At 53.9% G+C, this 23223-nt stretch carries 16 protein-coding genes; 4 read left to right on the top strand and 12 right to left on the bottom strand.

Features of this window, described 5'->3' with window-relative positions; genetic code table 11:
- Position 1 precedes the first annotated feature (1 nt).
- The 6 genes from FLT43_RS21685 to FLT43_RS21660 all read right to left on the bottom strand — a co-directional run bounded on the left by FLT43_RS21685 (position 2) and on the right by FLT43_RS21660 (position 12189).
- A complete protein-coding gene (locus FLT43_RS21685) occupies positions 2-7597 on the bottom strand; it encodes an RHS repeat-associated core domain-containing protein (RefSeq protein ID WP_087443173.1) in 7596 nt (2531 codons plus the stop codon).
- A gap of 22 nt (positions 7598-7619) precedes the next feature.
- Positions 7620-8129: a DUF4280 domain-containing protein gene (locus tag FLT43_RS21680; protein WP_087443172.1), complete on the bottom strand. Its 510-nt coding sequence runs from the start codon at positions 8127-8129 to the stop codon at positions 7620-7622.
- A 46-nt stretch (positions 8130-8175) separates the two neighbouring features.
- Positions 8176-8784, bottom strand: coding sequence for a hypothetical protein (locus tag FLT43_RS21675; RefSeq protein ID WP_087443171.1), 609 nt, complete (start codon positions 8782-8784; stop codon positions 8176-8178).
- Positions 8785-8852: 68 nt separating this feature from the next.
- Positions 8853-9998 carry a pentapeptide repeat-containing protein gene (locus FLT43_RS21670; protein ID WP_087443170.1) on the bottom strand — a complete coding sequence of 382 codons (1146 nt, stop codon included), beginning with the start codon at positions 9996-9998 and terminating at the stop codon, positions 8853-8855.
- A gap of 41 nt (positions 9999-10039) precedes the next feature.
- Positions 10040-11536: a contractile injection system protein, VgrG/Pvc8 family gene (locus FLT43_RS21665; RefSeq protein WP_087443169.1), complete on the bottom strand. Its 1497-nt coding sequence runs from the start codon at positions 11534-11536 to the stop codon at positions 10040-10042.
- Positions 11533-12189, bottom strand: coding sequence for a hypothetical protein (locus tag FLT43_RS21660; RefSeq protein WP_087443168.1), 657 nt, complete (start codon positions 12187-12189; stop codon positions 11533-11535). Before FLT43_RS21660 ends, FLT43_RS21665 begins: the two co-directional genes overlap by 4 nt.
- 317 nt (positions 12190-12506) lie before the next feature.
- On the opposite strand from FLT43_RS21660, the gene FLT43_RS21655 reads away from it, so the two are divergent.
- Positions 12507-13070 carry an SLOG family protein gene (locus tag FLT43_RS21655; RefSeq protein ID WP_087443167.1) on the top strand — a complete coding sequence of 188 codons (564 nt, stop codon included), beginning with the start codon at positions 12507-12509 and terminating at the stop codon, positions 13068-13070.
- Positions 13071-13128: 58 nt separating this feature from the next.
- Here the strand turns inward: FLT43_RS21655 and mntR are convergent, their stop codons facing one another.
- The 4 genes from mntR to FLT43_RS21635 all read right to left on the bottom strand — a co-directional run bounded on the left by mntR (position 13129) and on the right by FLT43_RS21635 (position 16283).
- Positions 13129-13539 (bottom strand): transcriptional regulator MntR, encoded by a 411-nt coding sequence (mntR, locus tag FLT43_RS21650; protein ID WP_087443166.1) that lies wholly within the window; start codon positions 13537-13539, stop codon positions 13129-13131.
- Between the two features lie 109 nt (positions 13540-13648).
- Entirely contained in the window at positions 13649-14632 is a 984-nt protein-coding gene (locus FLT43_RS21645; RefSeq protein WP_087443165.1) for a metal ABC transporter solute-binding protein, Zn/Mn family, read from the bottom strand.
- Between the two features lie 47 nt (positions 14633-14679).
- Positions 14680-15540: a metal ABC transporter permease gene (locus tag FLT43_RS21640; protein WP_087443164.1), complete on the bottom strand. Its 861-nt coding sequence runs from the start codon at positions 15538-15540 to the stop codon at positions 14680-14682.
- On the bottom strand, positions 15540-16283 hold the full coding sequence (locus FLT43_RS21635; protein ID WP_087443163.1) for a metal ABC transporter ATP-binding protein: 744 nt from the start codon (positions 16281-16283) through the stop codon (positions 15540-15542). The genes FLT43_RS21640 and FLT43_RS21635 overlap by 1 nt, the downstream gene beginning before the upstream one ends.
- A 1673-nt stretch (positions 16284-17956) precedes the next feature.
- Here FLT43_RS21635 and FLT43_RS21630 point away from each other — a divergent pair.
- A complete protein-coding gene (locus FLT43_RS21630) occupies positions 17957-18436 on the top strand; it encodes a hypothetical protein (protein ID WP_087443159.1) in 480 nt (159 codons plus the stop codon).
- Positions 18437-18467: 31 nt separating this feature from the next.
- Here the strand turns inward: FLT43_RS21630 and FLT43_RS21625 are convergent, their stop codons facing one another.
- Positions 18468-18755 carry a hypothetical protein gene (locus FLT43_RS21625; protein ID WP_087443158.1) on the bottom strand — a complete coding sequence of 96 codons (288 nt, stop codon included), beginning with the start codon at positions 18753-18755 and terminating at the stop codon, positions 18468-18470.
- 118 nt (positions 18756-18873) lie between these two features.
- Here FLT43_RS21625 and putP point away from each other — a divergent pair, with 118 nt between their 5' ends.
- Positions 18874-20370, top strand: coding sequence for a sodium/proline symporter PutP (putP, locus tag FLT43_RS21620; RefSeq protein WP_087443157.1), 1497 nt, complete (start codon positions 18874-18876; stop codon positions 20368-20370).
- Positions 20371-20557: 187 nt separating this feature from the next.
- On the opposite strand, the gene htpG is transcribed toward putP, so the two are convergent.
- Positions 20558-22438, bottom strand: coding sequence for a molecular chaperone HtpG (htpG, locus tag FLT43_RS21615; RefSeq protein WP_087443156.1), 1881 nt, complete (start codon positions 22436-22438; stop codon positions 20558-20560).
- 267 nt (positions 22439-22705) lie between these two features.
- On the opposite strand from htpG, the gene FLT43_RS21610 reads away from it, so the two are divergent.
- Positions 22706-23146 carry an NUDIX domain-containing protein gene (locus FLT43_RS21610; protein WP_087443155.1) on the top strand — a complete coding sequence of 147 codons (441 nt, stop codon included), beginning with the start codon at positions 22706-22708 and terminating at the stop codon, positions 23144-23146.
- Positions 23147-23223 lie beyond the last annotated feature (77 nt).

Genomic DNA, 23223 nt, shown 5'->3' with positions numbered 1-23223 from the left:
CTTATAATTCTATCTTTATTTTAATTCTTGTACCTACTGGTAAATTTCTTATTTGTGGCCAGATTTGCCTCAATCCAATATCCTCATTTGTAAATGAGTCCAAAAACTTGAGATTATTTACATTATCTGGACCATTAAGCTGCAATTCCCAAATGTGATCAGGTTGCATTTTTTTATGATCGGTAATTTTATCTATTAGCCTATCTGCAAAGTCTCGATTATTTCTTCCATATTGCTTCCAAATCCTTTTAATTAGATCTTGTCTATAATTCTTCGTAACACTTCTATCTCTTGATACAGGATTTTGTGCCTTGACTAATTTTCCTTCATCTCCCAATTTTTGAAGAGCTTGAGCTTTTCTAATAAATTGATATTTAGGCATTTCGGGTTTGTATTTTAACGTTATTTCTGTAAACTCATTAAAATCAGATTTATTTTGTCCTCCATAAGGCCCTTCCTTCTTACCGCCACCACCGCAACCAACATTCTGGCTGCTATACCCGCTCGGGTCCACATACCGAATTGGGTTGTTACCCACGTACGCGTACAGGTTCAGGCCGTCGCCGCGGTACTCGTCCTCCTGGGTGAACCGGGCAATGACCGGGTTGTAGAACCGCGCGCGCAGGTAATATTGCTGCGTGACGGGGTCGAACTGCTCGCCCGCATAGCGGAAGCGGTTCGGGATGCCTTCGGTGGCGGACAAGGTATGGCCGAAGGCGTCGTACTCGTAGCTGTTGACGATGCCGCCCAGCCGATTCGTGATATGCACGACGTCGCCGTGCTGGTTGTTCAGGTAGTAGTAGGCATCTCCTTGGCCGTCCACTTGCGCCAGCAATTCATGACCGCGCACATAGGAGGCCTTCGCGTTCCACTCCTCGTCCAACTCGTTCACCATGTTCCAGCCGTCGAACACGAAGCGGCTGGTCACGCCGTTCTCGCATATGCCGCTACGCAGCCCTTCCGGGTCGTAGTCATGGCGGACATAGCTGCCGTCCGGCATCTCGACCTGCGCGGTCCGATTGAACGCGTCATAGGCATAGGTCGTCATGGCGCAGCCAGAGCGTTCGAAGAGCAAATTGCCCTGGCGGTCGTACTCGAATTCGGTGCGGCTACCGTCGTCCTCGAGCAGCGACAGCAGACGGTTGCGGCTGTCGTAGGCATAGCTTGTGGCATGTCCGTCCAGCACGCGGCGGATGCGGTTCCCCGCCGGGTCGTAGCTATACGACTCCTGGGCGCCGCTGCCGTAATCCACTTCCTGCAAGCGGTTCAAGCGGTCATAGCTGTAAAGGGTAAGCTGATGATGCTCCATCTTGGCAATCTGGTTGCCGTTATTGTCGTAGCTGTACGTATGGCGCATCAGGTCCCGGCCGTCTTGGCCGGCCGCCCGCAGACTCGTCATCTGGCCGTCCCGGTCATAGCCGTATTCGACGCTGATCCCGCTTCCGTACAGAATGGAGGCGATGCGGTTGCCTTCGCCATAGCGGTACTGCGCGAGACGTTCCCGGCCCTGCAGAACTTCCTGGATACGGCCTATTTTATCATAGCGGTATTCCGTATGTCTGCCTGCGGCGTCGGTCAACCCGGTTACCTGTCCGTCCGGGTCATAGCGGAACTCGAGCAGTTTACGCATACCCGCACCCGCAGCCTCCGGCTCAAGCGCATCCATCGGATGCCAAGACTGGGGAGCGGCCGCTCCATTCGCTCCGGGACTTGTCAACGGGTCCGCGAACGGAGGCGATCCAGCCCATTCGCCCTTGCGGCGGATGCCAAGCGGCGGTTCGCTTATATACTTCGCCGCCAATCTGCCGTCCGGCGTATACGTATAGTCATACCGCATCCGATCATTGCCGGCCGTTCGCAGCATGCCATCCTCGTTGTAGACGTAGATTTCTTCCGCGCCTCCTGCGGCTTCTCTTCGCTTCACCAGTTGGTCGTCGAAGTTGTACGCATACTCGATAACGCGCTCGTTGCGATCGACCTGCCGCGTCAGCCGGCCCTGGCGGTCGTATTGGTACTCAATATGCTGCTGCGACGGATCCTCCACCGCCGCCAGCTTGCCCAGACTGTTGTAGCGGTACAAGGTCGTATGGCCGTTGGCGTCCGTGGAGCTAATGATATTTCCTGCACGGTCGTAGCTGTACCGCTCCTCGCTTCCATCCGCACGAGTGAGCACCCGTATGTTGCCCCATGCGTCCAGGCTGTGGCACGTCCTATTCCCTTCGCCGTCCACGACGCCCGTAATATTGCCAAGCGCGTCGTACGTGTACTCCTGGCTTACCTTGCCGCGGGCTGCAGCCTCCGCGGTGCGAATCTGCTTCACCCGGCCGCCGATGGTATACGTATATTCCACGCCAATGCCTTCGCTCAGCTTTCGGATCAACTCGCCCGCCTGATTATAACGGTTCTGCTCCACGATCTGACCGCAGGCATCGCGAACCTCGATCAGCCGGTTCAACGCATCATAACGGTATATAGTGCCGTCGCCGTCATCCGTAAGCGGATTATACTGGTTCGGCGACACCCGCTTGATGATCTGTCCCGTCCGATCATAGAACAGGCGCGTCGTCTCGCCCCGCTTGCCTGTCGTGCGGATGAGGCGATTCATCAGATCATAGCTATAGGCCACGCGGTGGCCGTTCGTATCCGTCTCCTCCAGCACATTGCCCGCACGGTCATACTTGAAGTAGACACTCCGCGCCTTGCTGTCCTGGCGTTCCCGGCGGCTAATCTGAATGATGCGATCGGCCCGATCGTAGCTGATCTCGGTCTCATAGCCTTCCGGCGTGACCAGCTTGATCATATTGCCGTTCCGGTCATAGCGATAGGAGGTCACGGCGGCGATCTTATCCTCGCTTCCGCTCAACGAGCGGCCCTCCGCCAGATCTTCCGCATCGATCAGATCGATTTTGCGTTCTAGCAGCCCGACCGCGTTGTACTGATAGCGGGTGACTTGTTCCTTCTGCTCGCTCAGCTTGCGCCGCTCGGACGTAACCTGATTCAAGCAATCATAGGTGTAGCGGATCTCGGCTCCCGTATCATCCTCGACCAGGATGACCCGGCCCAGCTTGTCATGCCGGTAGCGGATACGATGGTACCGGCTCGCATACCCGGTCGCCCCGACATGCTCCGCCGTCCGCCGCTCTTCCACGAGACGGCCCGCCTGGTCATGCCGGTACAAGGTCAGCTTGTACAGGATCGCCCCGCCCTCGGCTTCGATCGGCTCCCGCTTCTCGACCAGCCAGCCGGCCCGGTTATAGGCATACAGCGTGCCGAAGCGCTCTTCATCCGTCTCCCCGCTTAGCCACCCGCGGGCATCGATCATTTTGACGACTCTGCCTTCCTCGTCATACAAGAAGCGCTTGATGACATGCCCCTCTGGATCGGTAATCTGAACGAGACGGTTCATCTCATCATAGACATACTCGGTGCCCGGACCATCATCAGTCTCAGGATTATACCGTTCCGGATCGATCGTCTTGATGATATTGCCGACAGCATCATACTTCGTGCGGGCGATGCCGCCGTCCGGGAACAAGCTCCGGATGCGGCGGTTCCGGTGATCGTATTCATATTCGACTCCGGCCCCGTCATCCTCTGTCCGGCTATATTCGTTCGGATGGACGGCCTTCACCAGATTGTCATGGATATCGTACATGACCCGCTGCTCGTTCTGCATCGGATCCGTTGTCCGAATGAGGCGGTCCATGAAGTCGTAGCGATATTCCGTCCCGATGCCGTTGCCCAAGCGCTCCACATATTCGTTCGGCAGCACTTTTTTGATCACATTGCCCATCGGATCATAGAACAGCACCGTCGTGTTGCCGGCCGCATCGATGATGCGCGTCCGCTGGTTCAGCACATTGTAGGCAATCTCCACCGTGCCGTAGGAGGTCGTAATGCTCGTCATCCGGGCCGCGGCGTCATAGCCATACTTGAACTGCTGGCCTTCCGCATCCTGTACGAAGGTCGGCGCATCGGTATGCTTGACCTCATGCCGGAACGTTGTCGCTTGGCCCATCGGATCGATGCGGCGGATCAGCCGTCCGAATTCATCATACTCATAAGCGGTGACGGATTCGTTCGTGTCGTCGATCCGCACCCGTTCCTCCAGCAGATTCCCCTGGGTATCGTAGGCGTAACAAGTCTCGCTGCCACCGGCCGTCGCCGTGCGAATCCGGTTCCCGTCTTCGTCGTACTGGTGCTCCACCTTCGTGCCATCAGGCCGAACCTCCTCCAGCAAATGGCCATAGGCATCGTACACCCAGCGCGTGACGGTGCCGTTGGCGGCCGTATGGCTGTCCTTGTTCTGCCAGGCATCGTAGGTGTAGGCTTCCTGCGTGCCGTCATCGTAGTGCGCTTCCGTAACCAAATAATCGCGGTTGTATTTGTACGTCTCCACGACTCCGGTGGCATGAAACGTAAAGGTCGTCATCCTGGCCCGCTCGTCGTAGACGATATCCGCGACATGGCCCTCGCCGTCATACTGGCGAATGACCCGATCGGCGTGGTCGTACTCATTGCGCACATAGGTATGGCCATTCTGATCGGTAATCGAAGTGAGACGCCCTTCGCTATCATAGGCGTAAGTGACCTCGCCCTTGTTCGGGTAGGTGACCCCGGCCAGCAGATCGCCCGCATACCGGTATTCGACCATGCGCCCGATGTTGTCCGTGATCGCGGCGAGCTTGCCGTTCCTCCAGGTAAAAGCAAGCTCCTTGCCGCCTGGCGTCGTCAACGATCGCAGGCCTTCCTCCTCATATTCCAGCTCCGTGCGGTTGCCGTTGCCGTCGGTGAACGAGACCAGCCGTCCGGTGGACCCGTCATAGACATACGTGTATCGTTGATGCTTGACGACATATCTCCCTCGGCGCGGCTCCTCGACTAACCGGTAATCGAGCGCTCCCGACCGTTCATTGCGCCATTCGCCCTCCTGGAGGATGAAGCTCTCATAGTGGCCATCCATACAGATAAGGAAGGCGCGATCCTCTACCCGGGTCAGCGAGCTCTCCAGCGAACTAAGCCAGCCTTTGCCCAGCATGCCCACGAACGGGTTCTGCGAATTGAAGCTGCGCGTCAGCTCCAGCGTATCACCGATATCATGCACGACCAGATCAGTCGCTTGCAGATAGAACCGGCCTTTGGCGACATCAATCGGGTCTAACCTCGTCACCAGATTTCCGACATTGCTCACGAGGGACTTTTTCAATTGGTCAAAAAAAGTATCCTTGTCGATGGTCCCGTTCTGCAGAAGCTGGATCGCGGAACCTCCAGCCATATCCCCGGTGACGGACGCGCCGTAGCGGCCGATCCGGCTTTTTCCTCCCATGAAGGAGAACGCCGCGCCGAATACGCTGCTTACCGCATTGTTCAGGAAATTCACATCGCCGGAATTGCTGATATCGAGCACACTTGAAGCCACGAAGCTTGCACTATATCTGCCGCCGAACTGGGTGAGCGGACCGGCCCCGCACGGAACACCCTTCAACACGCCGGCCGAGAGCGTTCCGGCCAAGGCCCCGTTATAGAAGCTCTTCAAATAATGCCCGGCCATCGCTTTCCAACTGAAGGTGCCGTCCAATGGCTGGTACGGATCAAATATCGCTGTTATCCCCGCACTCATCGTCCCGCCGGTCACACCGCCGGCCAACAAAGTCGTGCCCCCGGCCAAGAAGCCTCCGCCCAGCACGGAAATGGTGACCGAGCCGTATTTGACGATATTGTACAGTTCCTCGTCGCCGCCGAGCACCGTATCCCGCATGAAGTTATAGGATTGGCTCAGATCGCCGACCTGAGCCTTGGCGAAATCCTCCCGGCCCTCCGCGATCTCGCTCGCGCCCACGATGGCCGAGACGGTGCCGGCGGCGCCGACGATTAGCGGCAGTGCGGCGCCTCCGGTCGCAACCGTCGCGACCGCTACCGCGACGACGCCGACCACCAAGGCGATGGCGCCGAACCCGAACTTGCTCTTCGCCGCCTCCGCCTTGGCAATGCACGCCTCGCGATAGGCCAGCGCCTGAGCGTTAACCTCCTCCATCAGCTTGGCGTCCTCGGCCAGCTGAGCACTGTCGTCGAAGGTCTCGGCAGGCGGTTCGCCGGGCTCGCCCAGATAGATAATCTTCGCTCCTTGAACATAAGTCGAATCCTGGATTGCGATCGCATGCGCCGGATCGACGTATTCCCCCGGACTCCGGCTGATGAACACATCTTCCCCCGCCGAGATCGAGATTCGCTTCGGCACGGCCGCAGCCGCTTCCGCCGCAGCGCTCTCGCTGGCCCCAAGCGCCACAGCAGTTGCGGCGCTGAGGTATAGATCGGTATCCGCGGCGATCTCCACGGTGCCGTCTCCAGACACACGCACCTTGATGCTGCCCTCGTCATTGGCGCTGAAGACGACATCCTGTCCGGTCAGCTTCATTTCCTTGCCCGTATCATTCGTTAAGGATCGCACCTTCGGGTCGGACTGCTTATGCCCGTACTTGCTCGCCTCGCCTCCCTTCCTGACCGAGCCGATCGCAATGGCTTCTCTCTCATTCACCGTCGGGAAATGCAGCTTGACGCCCGAGCCCGGCTTCGGCATCAGGTACGAGATCTGGTTGTCTATCCCCGTCGAATAAGGGAACCAGCATGTATCGCCCTTCGCCTGGGCGGAATCGATGGCCAACTGCACCCGAATGCGGTTGCGCGAGATGTCCGTAATCGTCCCGTCCAGCGACAAGCCTTGAATCCGCGGATTGGACCGATAGCCTTGTCTGATTCCATCGGCGGTGCAGAATGTATACGTGTGGCGCAGAAGGCCGTCCCGCACGGCTGATGCGGCGGCGCGGATAACGAACGGCCTCCGGGCGAAGCTGACGCGTCCCCCTAACGGAAGCCAGAGCGGCGTGTCGATCTCGAAGCTGATGAAGTCGGTCTCCTGCAGCTCCGGATTCTCGTTCGTCCGCGCCAGCAGGCTGCGGCGGAAGTCGTTCCGGATGACATATTGCGCATCGCTAACCTCCACCGGTTCCCGATCCGCAGATACGCCGAGCGAGAAGCGAGCGCTTCCCGAAGCCGCATCCGGCACCACGACAGCGCCGAAATGCGAGGCCAGCCGCTTGATGAACTGCCAATCGGTCTCGTCATACTGCATAATCAGCCCGCCAATCCGGGCGTGATTCGTCGCATGATCCTGCATATTGGCATGCGGATAGTCCTGCAGCACCTGCTCAATCACATCGGCATAGGTCATATCGACCCGCTGGAACGAGCGCCGCTTGCGCTCGATGTCCATCGCCCACGTATAGGAACAGGCTTCGGCCTGCAGCGTATACACACCGCGCACACACTGGATATCCATCCGGCGGATCGGGCCGTGGAACAACACTTCCCCTTGCCGGCTCCCGCTGTCCGGTTCACTGCTGTCCTCCAGCTCCCGGTAGACGATAATCGGCGATCCGTACCCGAGTTCATGAATATAACTGTCCTTCTTCTCTTCCGGGATGATGGCGCTGAACTGAAGCTGGATATGTTCATTGACCTCTCTCGTTAAAACAAGCCCGGTCAGGCGTTGAAGCTCAACCGGGAGTTCGAGGATTACTCCCCCGTAACGAATCCTCATCCTCTTCCCCCTCCTCGAGGTTCTATTCCCTTTGCCCGTCGTGCACGATCGTGATGAGGCCCCCGTATGCGCAAGTAATCCATCCGTCGCTCAGCAGGGCGGGCGCACCCTCGACCAACACGTTCTCCTTGCCCGATTGCCAGAGCATCCCCGGCGTCACATTGGGCACGCACATCGCTACGCATACGGGCACCGGAACCTCTTCCGGCGGCGGAGCCTCCTTCTTGATGAACAGGCTGGCGAACCACCCGGCCTCCTCCTGCTTCGGCATCGGCGGTAGCGCGTCGATGACGGCCTGCACGGCAGGATTCTGCGTGCTCTGACATAGTCCGAACGGACGGATATTGACCATTGGCACCTGGTCCTCTACATTCAATTGCGGCTGATCATGGATGTAATCCCCGTGGCTCGCCGGGATAATGAGCCGAGCGGGGCGCGTTCCCTGGCTGCAGGCGCAGAAGGCGCCGTGCACCACATATTTCGGCTCGGCTTGACCCTCGCCGCCTCCGCCGTCCGCTATCATTTCATGCATATCTATTCCTCCTTGCCTTTCCGTCTATGAACGCTCGGCTTATCAATCACGAGCGCACCGCTCCTTCTTTAAATGCGCCCGGTCGGAATGCATCCGATTGGGATACGTCCGATTGGGATACGTCCGAATCTCCACGATCTTGCTCCACCTTCTCCAGCCGAATCCCCAGCAGCTCCCTTCGCAGCAGACTCTCGGCCACATCGAGAGGGATGAAGACATGCTTCTCCAGCAAGCCTTGAACCCGGAAAATGGCATGTCCGGCAGCCTTCGCCTGATCGATGACGATGCGCTTGACCGCGCCCGTCTTCTGGAACTCCGTCCGCTCCGACAAGCAGTCGACCCTCGGCAGCAGCAGGAGCCAGTATACCTTCTGCATGCTGTGCTTCGGGTCTGACAGGATGGCGCATTTGAACACCAGCTTCGGATCATGCAGCTCCAGCACTTTTTTGACCTCATCCGCCACCAGCACGACCGGCTTGCCGATATAATCGGGGTAGACGCTGTCGGCCTGGCCCTCGACGAATACGATGGTAATGTCCTGAATATCGTCCGCCTGATCCGGCGTCACCTCGATGATTTTATTCGTCGATTTCAAGCCGGCGAAGCGGAATTGCTGATCCGCGCTCTCATCCTGCGCAATGATGAAATAGTCCATATACCTCCCGCCCCCTATCCATTTGATCACTCCTGATCAGTCGTATGCCCCCGCCGAATCGCGGCGCATCAGGCCCGGCACCCTTCCGCAATCACGATGCCCGCGAGCTGCCGCTCGCTCAAGCCGAGATGCCTCACATCCTCGGCCGCAAATATCGCGCCTTCCAGTCCCGCCTCGGTGAAGCATGCCTGCCTTAAAGCCGCGCCCCGGAAATCCGCGCCCCGCAGATCGGCCCCCCGGAAGCTCGCATGCTCCAGATTGGCATCCTGGAAGCTCGTCTCCATGAAGGGCGGAATATGAAGCTCCTCCGGCGCCGGGAAGGACAGTCCTCCCTGAATATGCTCCAGGCTCGCGTTCCGCAGGTTCGCCTCCTTGAAGCTCGCCCCATGCACGATGCTGCGGTTCATATCGACTCCTTCCAGATTGGCCCCGCGGAAGTCCGAGCCGATGAACGCGCAGCCCCAGATGGCATTGCCGGCCAGCGTGCTTGCGGACAGATTCGCGTAGCTGAAGTTGAGCAAGGAGAAATACATCCCGCTCAGATCCGTCCCGCTGAATACTTCATAGACATATTCGCTCCGCTGGCCCGCGGAGAGCATCTCCCGCATCTCGCGGCTGCCCTTCTCCCGGGCCTCATAGCGATAGACCAGCTCGCTCCGGTCCTTGTACTCGCCGACCATGATGTAGAGCTCGTCTTCCTTGTCGATGGCCGCGAACTCGTCGCTGCGAACCGCCTCTCTTACCGCATGGCGGGCCAGCTTGACGAGGTAGGCCGTATACCAGACGGCCTCGCCCCGCATGACCGCCTCCACATCGGCTGGCAGCACCTTGCCGACATACCTTTTGCCCTGCTCCGCAATCGCGCGCGTGAACTCGTCCAGGCGGCCGAACGCCCAACCTGCATCATATTCGGCGGAACAGTCCGCGGCATCCGCATACCACTGCCTGTCATACGCATCAATCCGGCAGCGGTGATCGCCGCTCATGAGGCGGCTCCGCAGCGCCGAGTAATGAATGTATTTGATTTTTCCCTTGCGCTTCTCGTCCTGCATGCGCCGAATGTGACGGCATAGGTGCTTGAACGACGCGATGAATTCCGCCGCCAGCCTGTCTCTGTCCCTCATCACGCTCTGATGGAGCGCATGCATTTGCTCCCACCGCTTCGCGGCAACGGCCGTATCCGTCCAATGCCGCAGCGCCTCATCTCTTGTCACGGCGAATCTCCCTTTCTGCGCGGAGCGCCTTTAGTGCCACACTAGTTCGTAAGTACTTTGTTCCCCTTCAACTCCGCGTCTCCCCCGCTGTTGAGCACGATCTTGCCGCCTTTCTGGCTCTCGATCGCGATCTCCTCGCTTGCGGTCATCATCAGCGTCTTGTCCGCCCGGATGGTCACGTTCTCCTTCGAGGTCAGCGAGACCTCGTTCTGCCCGGCGATCGTAATCGAGCCGTCCTGGGCAAGCCGAATCGTCGCCTGGCCGTTATTCGCGGAAATCAACACATGGCCGGGGGCCAGCGTGACCTCCATGCCCGAAGAGTTGCGGAAATACCGGACATTCGGATCGCCCATCCGATCCTGCGATCCCCCGCCCGCAGAGCCGCCGCCGGACATTGCTCCCAGGCTAGCCTGCGGTCCGCCTCCTGCCGGCTCTCCCGCATACGAGTTGACCGAGCTGATGGCGAACGCCTCCTCCTCCCGCTCGCTCGGGAACGTCACCCGGACGCTGTCGCCCGCCTCGGGCATGCAATACCAGCCGCTGCCGTCCGCGGAGGCATAGACGGTGGAATACGGGAACCAGCAAGCCTTGCCGGCATCCTGATCCTTGTCGATATCAAGCCGCACCTTCACCTTGTCGCGGTTAATGGCCAGCACCGTGCCGCCTATCGATGCGCCGCGGATCGCGTCATTGTACGGCGATTGCCGGTTCAAGCCTTTGCGGGTCGTAATCGTGTAGGTGTGCTTGACGCTTCCCCGGTCCATCGTGGACACGGCCTTGCCGACATAGAGCCGCGCCCCTTGGAAATCAACGGCATCGCCCAGATGCAGCCACTGATCCGTCGTAAGCTCATAGAAAATAAAATCGCTCTCCATCGCATTGCGGCGGACATTTTTGTGGTAGCTCATATAGTCGGCCAGCTTTTTCGTAATGACATAGTTGGAAGGAGACAGCTTCTTGACCGCCCCGGTATCCGGCAGACCGAAGCTGAATTTGATGTCCTTGAAGTTCTCGGCCGGCACGACCACCGTATCAAGACGGGAGGCCAATCTTTTCAGCAAGGCCCAATCCGTTTCCTTGTACTGCACGACCAAGGCGCCGAGGGGAGGATTTTGTTCCGACGTATAGTTCACGTCGTAATTCGAGTAATCGCCGCCCAGATGGCGGACGAGCTGGTTGTAGGTCATCGCGGCGTCCTGGAACGACCGGTTTTTCACGCGGATATCGAGCATGACCGTGCTTGTGAGCGCTTCCGCATAGACGGAATAGACCTCCCGCGACTTCTCGATCCGCATCTCCGACAAAATACCGGAGAATAAGACCCGCTCCTCGCCCTGCTCCGTGATCTGCACGACTTGAACCGGCGTCTGCTCATTCATCGCGAACAGATCATTGTCCTTATGATCCTCCGGCATTCGGCCCGTGAACGTAAGCTTCCCATGCTCGTTCACCTCTTGCACGATAGACATCTCCAACAGCTGCATATGGGGAAAAGGGGCAATTCTCACATTTTGATAAGATAATTGCGATACGCTCATCTGCGCGCCACCTCCATCGAATCGATCATTTCCTGGGCAATGCAGGACCACAGCTTGCTGTCCTTCCCGTTGCAATTGATGTTCCCGATAAGCCGCTTGCGCCCCGCATCCGCAAAAAACAAAAAGTTAAATACCTTCCCGTGCGCCACCGGGTTCAAAAATGCGCAGTAGTGAATCGGCCGTCCGTTCACCTCCTTCATGCCATCCTCCACCCATTCGGTATTCAGCTCCATGCTCTTCATATTGCGAATCATCTCGCTCTTCATCGCTGTCATATCGATGGGCTGCCCGGGGTGATCCGTGTACTGCAAGAGGATATTGACGGCATGGGCTTCGTTCCGGTACACCTTCTGCTGCTCGGTATCAAGCGCGCAGACGAGAAACTCCCCAGGGAACAAGAAACGAATACCCGGTTGAAAAAAGCTTGCCGGCTGGAATTCGACGGAAGTGCCCGCGATGTCGAGGCGGCCGCTCCGCATTCCTTCCCGAATCTCCCTCCGCCACTGCGCTTCCCTCTCCTCACGGGCCGCGTGCCGTTCGGCTTGCGCCTCGCGCTCCGCGTCCTCCTGGCCCTCCTGACTGCGGCTGTTCTGCTGCTCCAGCCTTTTCTTCGCCTGCTCTAGCTCAATAATCTTCTTATCCAGATGCGTCATCGCCTGACTCCTCCTTGAATCGTCGCCAGATTTTTATGCTCGTCCCGCCAACTTCCCATTCTTCGATAAACTTGAATAAATATCCATTGAAGGTTACTAATGATATCGGCACATTTGGCCAAGTTTTTCAGTTTTTGTATCTAATCAAGCGGCGGACAGGAACAAAAAAAAGATGACTCCCGAGTCACTCGGAAGCCATCTGCTGGCACGGGCGGCGGCGCATGCCGCCCTGCCTGCGGCACATTCATGCCGCCTCATGTATAATAGTGGATTAGAACGAACGATTGACGATGATTCCATACTTGGAGGCAGTCCACTTGAAAAACTTATTTGTTACCGGCTACCGCGCTCATGAGCTCGGCATTTACAATAACAAGCATCAAGGCATCCCTTACATTCGCAAAGCGATCGCAGCCCGGCTGATCCCCCTGCTGGAGGAAGGGCTCGAATGGGTCATCACCCCGGGCCAATACGGGGTCGATCTGTGGGCTTGCGAAGCCGCGCTCGCGCTGAAGGCGCAATACCCGCATCTCAAATGCTCGATCATTACGGCCTACAGCCAGCAGGCGGACCAATGGAATGAAGAGAAAAAAGCATTCTTCGAGCAGCTTATACAACAGGTCGATTATTACGGCGCAGTCAGCAACGGCCCTTACATCGGAAAATGGCAGTTCGTCGCCAGAGACGATCTGTTGTTCCGCAAGACCGACGGCATTCTTCTCGTCTACGATGAAGACGCTGGGGAAGCGAGCCCCCGCTTCGTCCAGGAGCGCGCGCTGCAGAAGCAGGCCCAGGACGGTTATATGTACCTCCGCATCGGGGCCGAAGAGATTCAGGCGATCGCAGAGGAAGAGCATCTCGACGCCTTCGGCGGATGCTGAAGCCCGGCTGCAGAGTGTGCACTGTCTTGAAAGCAGTCAGGCAGCCATCCAGACCAAGCTAGAGCGTCTGCCTTTTGTGGAACTCCCTCAGCACGATCGGCTCCTCTTCAAAAAAACGGACAAGCTCTTGAATCCGGGCAATCGTGCTCCAACTGAAATGATGCTCAATCTGCTCGACTTCCTGATGGATCTGTTCCTCCTGAACACCAATCTGCCGCAAAAACTTCTCCAGCAATTGGTGCCGGTTGAACAGTTGCTGTCCCACCTGGAACCCTTTATCCGTTAAGCAGATTCTCCCGTATTTCTCGTACTGCACATATCCCGTTCTCCCTAGCTTCTGCGCCATTTTGGAAGCGGAGGAATCATGAATGGACAGAGCTTGCGCGATATCCGATACTCTTGTGAACCCTTTGGCTCTGGTCAACAGGTAGATCTGTTCGAGGTGATCCTCCATACCCGGGGTTCGCATGCCCTCCCCCCTTTTCTGAATCGCGATCAGGCTCGTTGCCTACCGGCAGTTCATGCTTCAAGCGTGCTCCTCTCCGGTGAGTCACGGAAGCACACTTGGCTTCATCCTTCTATGATTTGCTTAATTCGCTATGCATAAGTTCAAGGTTATATTCCAAATATTTGATATACGTATCGACTTCTTCTCCCCGCTGCCCGATCTCATCGGAGTAGATCCGCTTCTCGGCGATGCGGACGCCTGTCTCGTTCGAGACGGTCTCCATTGGCCGCGGGTCCACATTGGATTCAATAAAGAGGACCGGTACTTTATGCTCCTTAATAAATTCAACCAGCGATTTAATCTGGGTTGGCGAGCCGTTCTCTTCCGTGTCAATCTCCCAAATATACGCTTCCTTCAGTCCATAATGCGTCGTCATATATTGGAATGCGCGTTCGCTCGTAACGAGGATACGGTTCTCTTCCGGGATGGAATTGATTTTTTCTTCATATTCCTTATCAATCTCTGTGAGCTTGGTGATATATTCGTCTGCCCGCTTCTCGTAATTCTCTTTGCGTGCAGGGTCCTTCTTCATGAGCGCATCCCGCATATCCTCCGCCATCTTGATGCCGACGGCAGGGTCGATGAATGCGTGCGGGTTAATCTCTTCCTCATGGCCGTCTTTGCCGCCGATATACATCGGTTCTACGCGTTCTGTCAGGTTGAACACATTCTCCTCTTTTTGGCCGACGGACTCGACCATTTTGAAGAACCAGCCGCTTTTGCCGCCCTCCAGATTCAAGCCATTATAGAAAAGGACATCCGCATCCGTCGCTTTTTTAATATCCTCCGGCAGCGGTTCGTACTCATGAGGATCCGTGCCCGTTGGCACCAGGTTGTGAACCTCTACATCTTCGCCGCCGATTTCCCGGGCGAAGTCCTCGAGAATCGTGAAGGAAGTGACGACTTTAAGCGGTCCTTCTGTGGCAGACTCGGAAGCTGAATCCGAAGAGGCAGGAACATCCCCCGATTTGCCCGAATTCGCTTGCCCGCACGCGGCCAGCACCAGCAGGGCTGCCATCGCTGACAGCAGCATGAATTTTTGTAACATTTTCATTTTCCTGAACTCCTTTTTGTTATCATAAATTTATCCTTATCCCGTTATTACTTCCCGACGGCCATTCTTCGCTTGTTCATCTTCAGCATGCGCCGAATCACTCCTTGCTTCGGAGAGAACAGGAACGCCAGCACAAAGATAGACGTCGTCGCCAAGGCAATAACCGGGCCGGACGGCAGGTTGTAGAGAAAGCTGACATACAAGCCGATCATCGAAGACAAGGCGCCGAAGAACATCGCGAGCCCAATCATCGTGGACAGTCTGTTCGTGAGCAAGTACGCGGTGGACGCCGGCGTAATCAGCATCGAGACAACGAGAATGACGCCAACCGTCTGCAAGGACGCTACCGTGACAAGTGTCAGCAGAACCATAATGGAATAGTGGATAAGGCGCGTCTTCAATCCATAAGCCGCAGCCATCGTCTCATCGAAGCTCGAGACCAGCAGTTCTTTGTAGAAGAGCAGGACCGCCAGCAGCACGATGCCTCCGACGGCAACGGTCAGCCACATATCCGATGCCCGTACCGACAGGACATTCCCGAACAAAATTTGCGTCAAGTCGGTGGCGCTCTTGGCGCTCGTAATGAGAATGATGCCGAGAGCAAAGGCGGCGGAGAACACCAGCCCGATGGAAGAATCGCTCTTGACGCGGCTGTTCTGATTGATGACTCCGATCCCGACCGCCGTCAATATCCCCGAGACTACCGCCCCGTAGAAGTAATTGATCCCCAGCATATAGGAGATGGCCACACCCGGCAGAACGGCGTGAGAGATTGCGTCCCCCATGAGCGCCATCCCGCGCAATACGATAAAGCAGCCGATAACGCCGCAAATAATACCTACAATAATCGAAGTGACAAAAGCTCGCTGCAAAAACTCATAGGCCATTAAATCTTGGATAAATTCCATCACATTCCAACCCCCAATTTCCCTATCATCGTAAACGGCGTCTGATAGGCTTCCTGCATCAATTCCGGGCGGAAGACGTGATCGACCGGCCCGCAGCCGATCAATTCCTTATTCATCAATATCAGATTGTCGAAATAGCTTTCCACCTTGCTCAAATCGTGGTGGACGACGAACACCGTCTTCCCTTCATCCCGCAGCGTCTTCAAAATATCGATGATGACGTTCTCGCTGGCGACATCAATTCCGACAAACGGCTCGTCAAGGAAGAAGTACTCCGCCTTCTGGGCAAGCGCACGCGCCAGGAACACCCGCTGCTGCTGGCCGCCGGACAGCTCGCCGATCTGATTGTTTTTGAATTTCTCCATGCCGACCTTGCGGAGACATTCGAGCGCCCATTCTTTATCTTGCTTGGCCGGCCGCCGGAAGAGGCCGAGGGTCGGGAACGTCCCCAACAGCACCGTATCCTTCACGATAATAGGGAAGTCCCAATCGATATTAGAGCGCTGCGGCACATAGGCGATTTTTTTACGCATCGAGGTAAGCGGCTCTCCCCCCAGCGTAATCTCGCCGCCGTCGCGGGGAATGAGATTGAGCATGGCCTTCATCAATGTCGACTTGCCCGCCCCATTCGGCCCGAGGATGCCGATAAGCTTGCCGGTCTGCAGCGAGAAGCTTACATCCTTGATGACCTCTTTTCCGTAATACGATATGTGCAAATTATTAACATCTATAGTTTGACGCATATTTTTCCCTCCCCCATAAAATATGTTTCTGAACAAAAATGTTTTCCTAGGGAAACTTATTTATTATCTTAGACCATCTCGTAGGAAAAGTAAAGGCTCGTTATTGTGTTTTTTTGGAGGAAAAAAGTTTCGAAAAAAGAGAAAAACTATTCGGCTGCAGTGCAGCGGATATAGCAAAAGAACCCGGCACTGGAGTTCCAGCACCGGGTTCGTGTTCGAATAAGCGGCGTACTTATAATCGAATGTATCCACGATTCCAAGGTCAGTAACCATTATCACGTATTGCAGTCCATACACATTCCCGAAGTTCAAGTAAATCCTTTCCTTCTGAGACAGACGTTCTGGGTTATCCTCCCTTTTCATTTCAATCTTGGAATAAATCCGGAGTACTCGTTCCCTCTCCCCCATAATCGATTTACTAAGGAAGAGATATTCGATCTCTTCTTCGTTAACATGCTCTTTAATCAATTCATTAAATGAAATCACTTTGGCCGTATGATTTAGCTTGGGAATATACAGTGCACCAATGATGAACACAACGACAAGAAGAAGTGTGGCTTTCCCGTATTTTTCCGGAAAGTCACCCTCCCTTTCATTGGTTTATTGAGAAGCTTGCGATTTATGCTTTTTGAACATGATCAGCTTAACCACCAAATATACGATAACAACTACGACGAGCACGGTAAGTAGGGTATTCATTTTTTCCAGTTGTCTCGTTAACTGGCCCAACTGCACTTCTACTTTCCACAGCGATTGCCCGGTTCGATCCGCGACATTCCCAATACTGGAACGTATGCCATTAAAATATTGTGTCAGTTCCGAAAAATCCACTGCTTGCCTTCCCTACATTCTATTTCACCTCCCTCTTTTGAAATATTTTTCCGCCGTTTCATCCCACCATTTCCCACATTACCATACGTTTGGAATAAGATGCTAGTGATTAGTAGTTGCTTTTGCTTTATAAGGGTTCGCTGTGAAACTGCCGCTGGTAGCGTGGTCACGGAAAAGCTTAATCACTTGCCAAGGCGGACACCGTAGTGTGGTGAAAAACACCTGCACCTCAATCTTGGGCACCAGCAGGATTTGTCCATCGGCTTCCACGGTTCGTTCAATCACCTGGTAGACTACGCGAATGGGGCGCTCCAACTTTTTGTCGGTCCATTTCCATGGAGCCCAGGTAAACGCGCTTGCCTTCTCGTTCTTCACGCCTTCGCGCAGATTGACGTTGACCCCATACCCTTCCTGTGCCAGATAAGCAAAAAAGGAGCATAGCCCTCCACCTACGTCAGGGCCTTCTTTCCGGGTATTGCTATTGTCGAACGGCGAAACGTCCAGATCCAGTGGCAGTCAGGATAACGCTTGCCTCTCTGGACTTGTAGCATGAACAGGCGTTAGCGGGACGTTAAGTGCACACAGTAAGTCTGCCGACTCTTCCAGCAAAATGGTTTGCCAATCGTAACTGCTGGCCGCCGCCGAATCCAGACGCTGACGGAGTGTGGGTGAGGACGGCACGCGCTTGAGGCCTAAGGATTTGATGAACCTCGTGGAACATCCGGGTGAGTGACCGTGGGTTGATGTATGCCGGGAAGCGGATTCAGGGTGGTTCTGTAATTGATATTTCCTGGTAAAATGTAGGGAGTGTATTAATTGCAAATAATTAAGGAGGGAACAGAATGTCAAAATATAAGAGGCCTATCATCTATATTGCAATTATATTATGGTTTTGTGTGTACGGGACCAGATTTTACGATCAGACTAGATCTTTCTCATTTAATGATTTGATTATGGAGCACATTGAAGGAACAGAAATTGACTCTATCTATATACTAAAATCGAAAGAGATACAACACTATAGTCTTGGAAGTGTAAAAGATAAAAAAGAAATTGAATTAGTAATGAAATCACTTCCTGAAATAAAAGTTAAAAAGGCCACTTTTGCTCATGCTTTCCCTGGGCCTCCAAGCTATCAACTTAGGATTAAGGGGGAAGACGGAGAGTTATTGGAATTTATTATTTCTGAGAATGGGGAAATTTCACTACATGATTATGAAAAATCCAAAACTAAAGAATACAAAATTACAAATGAATTCATGTTTGATAAATTAAAATTCCTAGACCAATTTTTAAAGGAAATAGAAGAAAGTAAGAGATAACATACAGTTATCTCTTACTTTTCTACCTAGATTATTGATCAGTAGCCCAGTCACCACCACGATAATGAACCCCGGTGACTTGGCCCTGGCCAATAACGAATCGAATATCACCATCAACATGGTAGTACTGAAGAAATGGAAGCTTTACTCTGATGATATCATATTGTTTATTTTTATCCATGAAGGTAAGAAGTTCGATTAAGTATCTGTTTCCGTTATCAAGATACTTCGAAAGTAAGCTTTTTCCACCGAATTCCATTTCAGCGAGTACTGCGAGAATAGCTGATGCCCACCCCAAAGCAGTGTAATTTCTCGCCATAGCCAGAAATCCCATAGCTGTAGCATAACCACCCATCCTGGCTGTTTCGAAATTCAGGTCAACATGTTAATGTAATGGTTATATATTGAATGATAACCATTTTAAGCGAGGTGGGAGAATGTCAGAAAATACCCTAAAAATGATTGCCATCGTGATATATATGGCAACGATGCTGGGTATAGGGTGGTATGCTTTCCGCAAAACGACAAACTTGACGGACTATATGTTAGGGGGACGTTCCTTAGGGCCTGCTGTAACCGCTTTAAGTGCTGGGGCTGCCGATATGAGCGGATGGCTGTTAATGGGGCTTCCGGGAGGAATTTACCTGACGGGACTGTCAAATACCTGGATTGCCCTTGGCTTATCGGTTGGGGCCTATCTTAACTGGCTGTTTGTTGCCCCGCGTTTGCGCACATACACGGAAGTTTCCGGAAATTCCATTACCATTCCGTCGTTTTTGGAAAATCGATTTAAGGATAGCACCAAACTTCTGCGGATCGTTTCCTCCATTGTTATCCTTATTTTCTTTACATTCTATATTTCCTCAGGTATGGTGGCAGGAGCCGTCTTTTTTGAAAACTCCTTCTCCCTTCCTTACCTAGCGGGGCTGCTCCTCGTTTCCGGAGTGGTTGTTGCCTATACATTGTTTGGGGGCTTTCTTGCTGTCAGTTGGACGGACTTTGTCCAAGGGCTTATCATGCTGCTTGCCCTTATCCTTGTGCCGTTGTTAGCGATGAGCGAGACGGGTGGGTTGGCCAACACAGTTGATACAATCAGATCCATAGATCCGTCCCTCCTGGATTTATTTACTAGCACCACTGCGCTCGGCATCATCTCCGCAGTTGCCTGGGGACTTGGCTATGTTGGTCAACCACATATTATCGTCCGCTTTATGGCCATCCGCTCTGTACAGGAGACCAAAACTGCGCGACGTATCGGTATGGGCTGGATGGTTGCCTCATTACTTGGCGCTTCATTAACAGCATTGATTGGTCTTGCTTTTTTTACACAAACAAATTATATATTGTCTAATCCAGAAGCTGTCTTCATTCAACTTGGACAAATTTTATTCCATCCGTTTATTGCCGGAATAGTCCTTGCTGCTGTATTGGCTGCCATAATGAGCACGGTGTCTTCTCAGCTCATTGTAACCTCTAGTGCATTAACAGAAGATTTATATAAGCTGATTCTGCGTAAAAATGCCTCTGATAAAGAACTTGTGTTCTTTGGAAGAATGGCTGTTCTAACGATTTCAGTCATCGCCTGCCTGCTCGCGTTGGGCGGTGAGAATAAAACCATTTTAAGTCTCGTCGCTTATGCCTGGGCCGGTTTTGGCGCTTCCTTTGGCCCCGTTATCGTATTAAGCCTGTACTGGAGAAAAATGACCAATTGGGGTGCCATTGCCGGAATGTTAGCAGGTGCAGCAACCGTGATTATCTGGAAAAACATTGACTTGCAAATTACTAAGGATATATACGAAATCATTCCCGGATTTATCGTCAACCTTATCGCCAGTATTGTCATAAGCCTGTTTACCTATCAACGGGACGAAGCTATCGAACAAGAGTTTGATACCAGCTTGAAACTGTTGCATACAAATGTAGAAGAAGCATGATCCATTGCGGGTGGGGGGAGATTCCCCCCGCCTCTGCATACACATCACCGTATGTGAAAACAATCCTCAGATGGAGCAAGCCAGTTCCCTTTCGGGACGTTCACCCTAAAGATGACGCCCATGCCTGGCGTACGCCAAAAACCCGACACCGGCTAACGCCAGCATCGGGTTCTCTCCTTGCCCTCATCTATACCATCACTTTGCAAATATCATTCGTGAATTGTACCGGATCGCCAATCGGCAGCCCTTCGATCAGCAGCGCCTGATTGTACAGCAGGTTCGTGTACAGGCTCAGCTTCTCGCGGTCGTTCGCCAGCGCGTCCTGCAACGACTGGAATACGTCATGGTTGACGTTGATTTCCAGCACCTTGTCCGCCTGAACATCCTGGCTGTTCGGCATCGCCTTCAAAATTTTCTCCATCTCGATGGACAATTCGCCTTCGCTAGAGAGGCAGACCGGATGGGACTTCAGCCGCTTCGATGCCTTCACGTTCTTCACTTTGTCCTTCAAAATCTCTTTCATCGCATCGAACAGCTCTTGATTGTCCTTATTCTCCGTGTCGGATTCCTTCTCGCTGTCGTCCGCGTCGATACCGAGATCGCCGCTGGAGACCGATTTGAATTCCTTCTCCTTGTAGCTCATGATCATCTTGATCGCGAACTCGTCGATATCATCGGTGAAGTACAGAATCTCATAGCCCTTGTCAGCCACCAGTTCCGTCTGCGGCAGCTTCTCGATCCGGTCGATCGATTCGCCGGACGCATAGTAGATATACTTCTGATCTTCCGGCATGCGGGAGATATACTCGTCCAGGCTGACGAGCTTTTTCTCCTTCGAGGAGCGGAACAGGAGCAGGTCCTGCAGCACTTCCTTGTTCATGCCGTAATCGCTGTATACGCCGTATTTCAGTTGACGGCCGAACGATTCATAGAATTGCTCGTATTTCTCCCGATCATCCTTCATCAGGCGCTGCAGCTCGCTCTTGATCTTGCTCTTGATATTTTTGGCGATCAGGCTGAGCTGACGGTCATGCTGCAGCATCTCCCGGGAAATATTAAGCGACAGATCCTCGGAGTCGACCATCCCTTTGACGAAGCTAAAATAATCCGGCAGGAGATCGGCGCATTTGTCCATGATGAGGACGCCGTTGGAATACAGCTCCAGCCCTTTCTCGTATTCCTTCGTATAATAATCGAACGGCGTCTTCTCCGGAATGAAGAGAATCGCATTGTAGACGACAGCGCCGTCCGCTTTGATATGGACATGGGTGATCGGCTTGTCGAAGCCGTACCGCTTCTCGGCATAGAAGTTCTCGTAATCTTCCGCGGTCAGCTCGTTTTTATTTTTGCGCCAGATCGGAACCATGCTGTTGACCGTCTGCTCTTCCGTATATTCTTCGAATTCATTCTCGGCGTCTTCCTTCGGCCGATGCCCCTTCACATCCATCTTAATCGGATAGCGGATGAAGTCGGAATATTTTTTGATGATCGATTTCAGGCGGTAATCGTCCAGATACTCATCGTAGCTGTCATCCTCGGTATTTTCTTTGATTCTCAAAATAATGTCCGTTCCTACCGAATCCTTCTCGCATGGCTCGATCGTATATCCGTCGGCGCCCTTCGACTCCCATTTGTACGCTTCTTCGCCGCCCAGCGGCTTGCTGATGACAGTCACGACATCCGCCACCATGAATGAGGAATAGAAGCCGACCCCGAACTGCCCGATAATATTATGGCCGTCCTTAAGCTCGTTCTCGTTCTTGAAGGCGAATGATCCGCTCTTGGCGATAACGCCCAGATTGTTCTCGAGTTCGTCCTTCGTCATGCCGATCCCCGTGTCAGAGATGGTCAGCGTCCGGTTCTCCTTGTCCGGGGTAATTCGGATGTAATAGCTGTCTTTGTCGAACACGAGTTGATCGTCGGTCAGGGCTTTGTAGTAGATTTTATCGATCGCGTCGCTGGCGTTGGAGATCAATTCTCTTAAAAAGATTTCCTTCTGGGTGTAAATGGAGTTGATCATCATCTCGAGCAGTCGTTTCGACTCTGCTTTAAATTGTTTTTTCGCCATGATGGGTCTCCTTTCGATAACACTTCTTTTTTAGCACTCTAGACGAACGAGTGCTAACACTTCCTTTTATATATCATATACTAAATTTGGGTGTCAATATGTTCAAGCATAAGAGAAAGCAACTTCTCCTTCTCTTCGCTGCTTGCAGCTTGTCAATGCACCTCTCATTTGCCTGCTTGGACGCCTGGATGTATAGTAAACACGAGGCAGGCCCATTCCCGAAGCCTCGCTAATCATCCCAAAATAGAGTTTCATAGGAGAACAAAAATGGAAACATCCTTACCAAGAATCGGCGTCGGCGCCGTTATTATGAATGAAGCGAACGAGATTCTGCTTGTGCTGCGGGGACGCCAGCCGGAGAAGGACAAATGGAGCATTCCCGGAGGCAAGGTGGACTTATACGAGACGCTGGAGGATACGACCGTTCGCGAGGTGTTGGAAGAGGTCGGGCTTCACATCCAGGTGAAGCGGCTGCTCTGCACCGCCGAGACGATCGATCCGGGCCGGGGCGAGCATTGGATCTCGGTCATCTTCGAGACCCGTGTCGTCGCGGGCGATGCCAGCAACCGCGAAGAAGGCGGAGCGCTGAAGGATGTGCGCTGGTTCCCATTATCGGAGCTGCCGGACAATCTGGCCTCTTTCACGTGGCCCGCAATTCAAGCTTTGCGCAGCCCCGGCGCTGCCGCATATTCCGGCCGGAACGAATGATGTCCCGGCTGCTTGACGAATCGAATTTTCCTCAAAATCGGCGGAGATTCACACTTGAGCATACATTAGGCGCACGA

It is taken from the genome of Paenibacillus thiaminolyticus (assembly GCF_007066085.1).
Classification (GTDB): Bacteria; Bacillota; Bacilli; order Paenibacillales; family Paenibacillaceae; genus Paenibacillus_B; species Paenibacillus_B thiaminolyticus.
Note: the sequence above shows the minus strand (reverse complement) of the source record. Positions and strands in the feature narration are given on the sequence as shown.

Bases quoted from the DNA above. Each gene is read 5' to 3' on its own strand.
- FLT43_RS21685 (WP_087443173.1), bottom strand. From the start codon at position 7,597: ATGAGGATTCGTTACGGGGGAGTAATCCTCGAACTCCCGGTTGAGCTT.
- FLT43_RS21680 (WP_087443172.1), bottom strand. From the start codon at position 8,129: ATGCATGAAATGATAGCGGACGGCGGAGGCGGCGAGGGTCAAGCCGAG.
- FLT43_RS21675 (WP_087443171.1), bottom strand. From the start codon at position 8,784: ATGGACTATTTCATCATTGCGCAGGATGAGAGCGCGGATCAGCAATTC.
- FLT43_RS21665 (WP_087443169.1), bottom strand. From the start codon at position 11,536: ATGAGCGTATCGCAATTATCTTATCAAAATGTGAGAATTGCCCCTTTT.
- FLT43_RS21660 (WP_087443168.1), bottom strand. From the start codon at position 12,189: ATGACGCATCTGGATAAGAAGATTATTGAGCTAGAGCAGGCGAAGAAA.
- mntR (WP_087443166.1), bottom strand. From the start codon at position 13,539: ATGCGAACCCCGGGTATGGAGGATCACCTCGAACAGATCTACCTGTTG.
- FLT43_RS21645 (WP_087443165.1), bottom strand. From the start codon at position 14,632: ATGAAAATGTTACAAAAATTCATGCTGCTGTCAGCGATGGCAGCCCTG.
- FLT43_RS21640 (WP_087443164.1), bottom strand. From the start codon at position 15,540: ATGGAATTTATCCAAGATTTAATGGCCTATGAGTTTTTGCAGCGAGCT.
- FLT43_RS21635 (WP_087443163.1), bottom strand. From the start codon at position 16,283: ATGCGTCAAACTATAGATGTTAATAATTTGCACATATCGTATTACGGA.
- FLT43_RS21630 (WP_087443159.1), top strand. From the start codon at position 17,957: ATGTCAAAATATAAGAGGCCTATCATCTATATTGCAATTATATTATGG.
- FLT43_RS21625 (WP_087443158.1), bottom strand. From the start codon at position 18,755: ATGGCGAGAAATTACACTGCTTTGGGGTGGGCATCAGCTATTCTCGCA.
- putP (WP_087443157.1), top strand. From the start codon at position 18,874: ATGTCAGAAAATACCCTAAAAATGATTGCCATCGTGATATATATGGCA.
- htpG (WP_087443156.1), bottom strand. From the start codon at position 22,438: ATGGCGAAAAAACAATTTAAAGCAGAGTCGAAACGACTGCTCGAGATG.
- FLT43_RS21610 (WP_087443155.1), top strand. From the start codon at position 22,706: ATGGAAACATCCTTACCAAGAATCGGCGTCGGCGCCGTTATTATGAAT.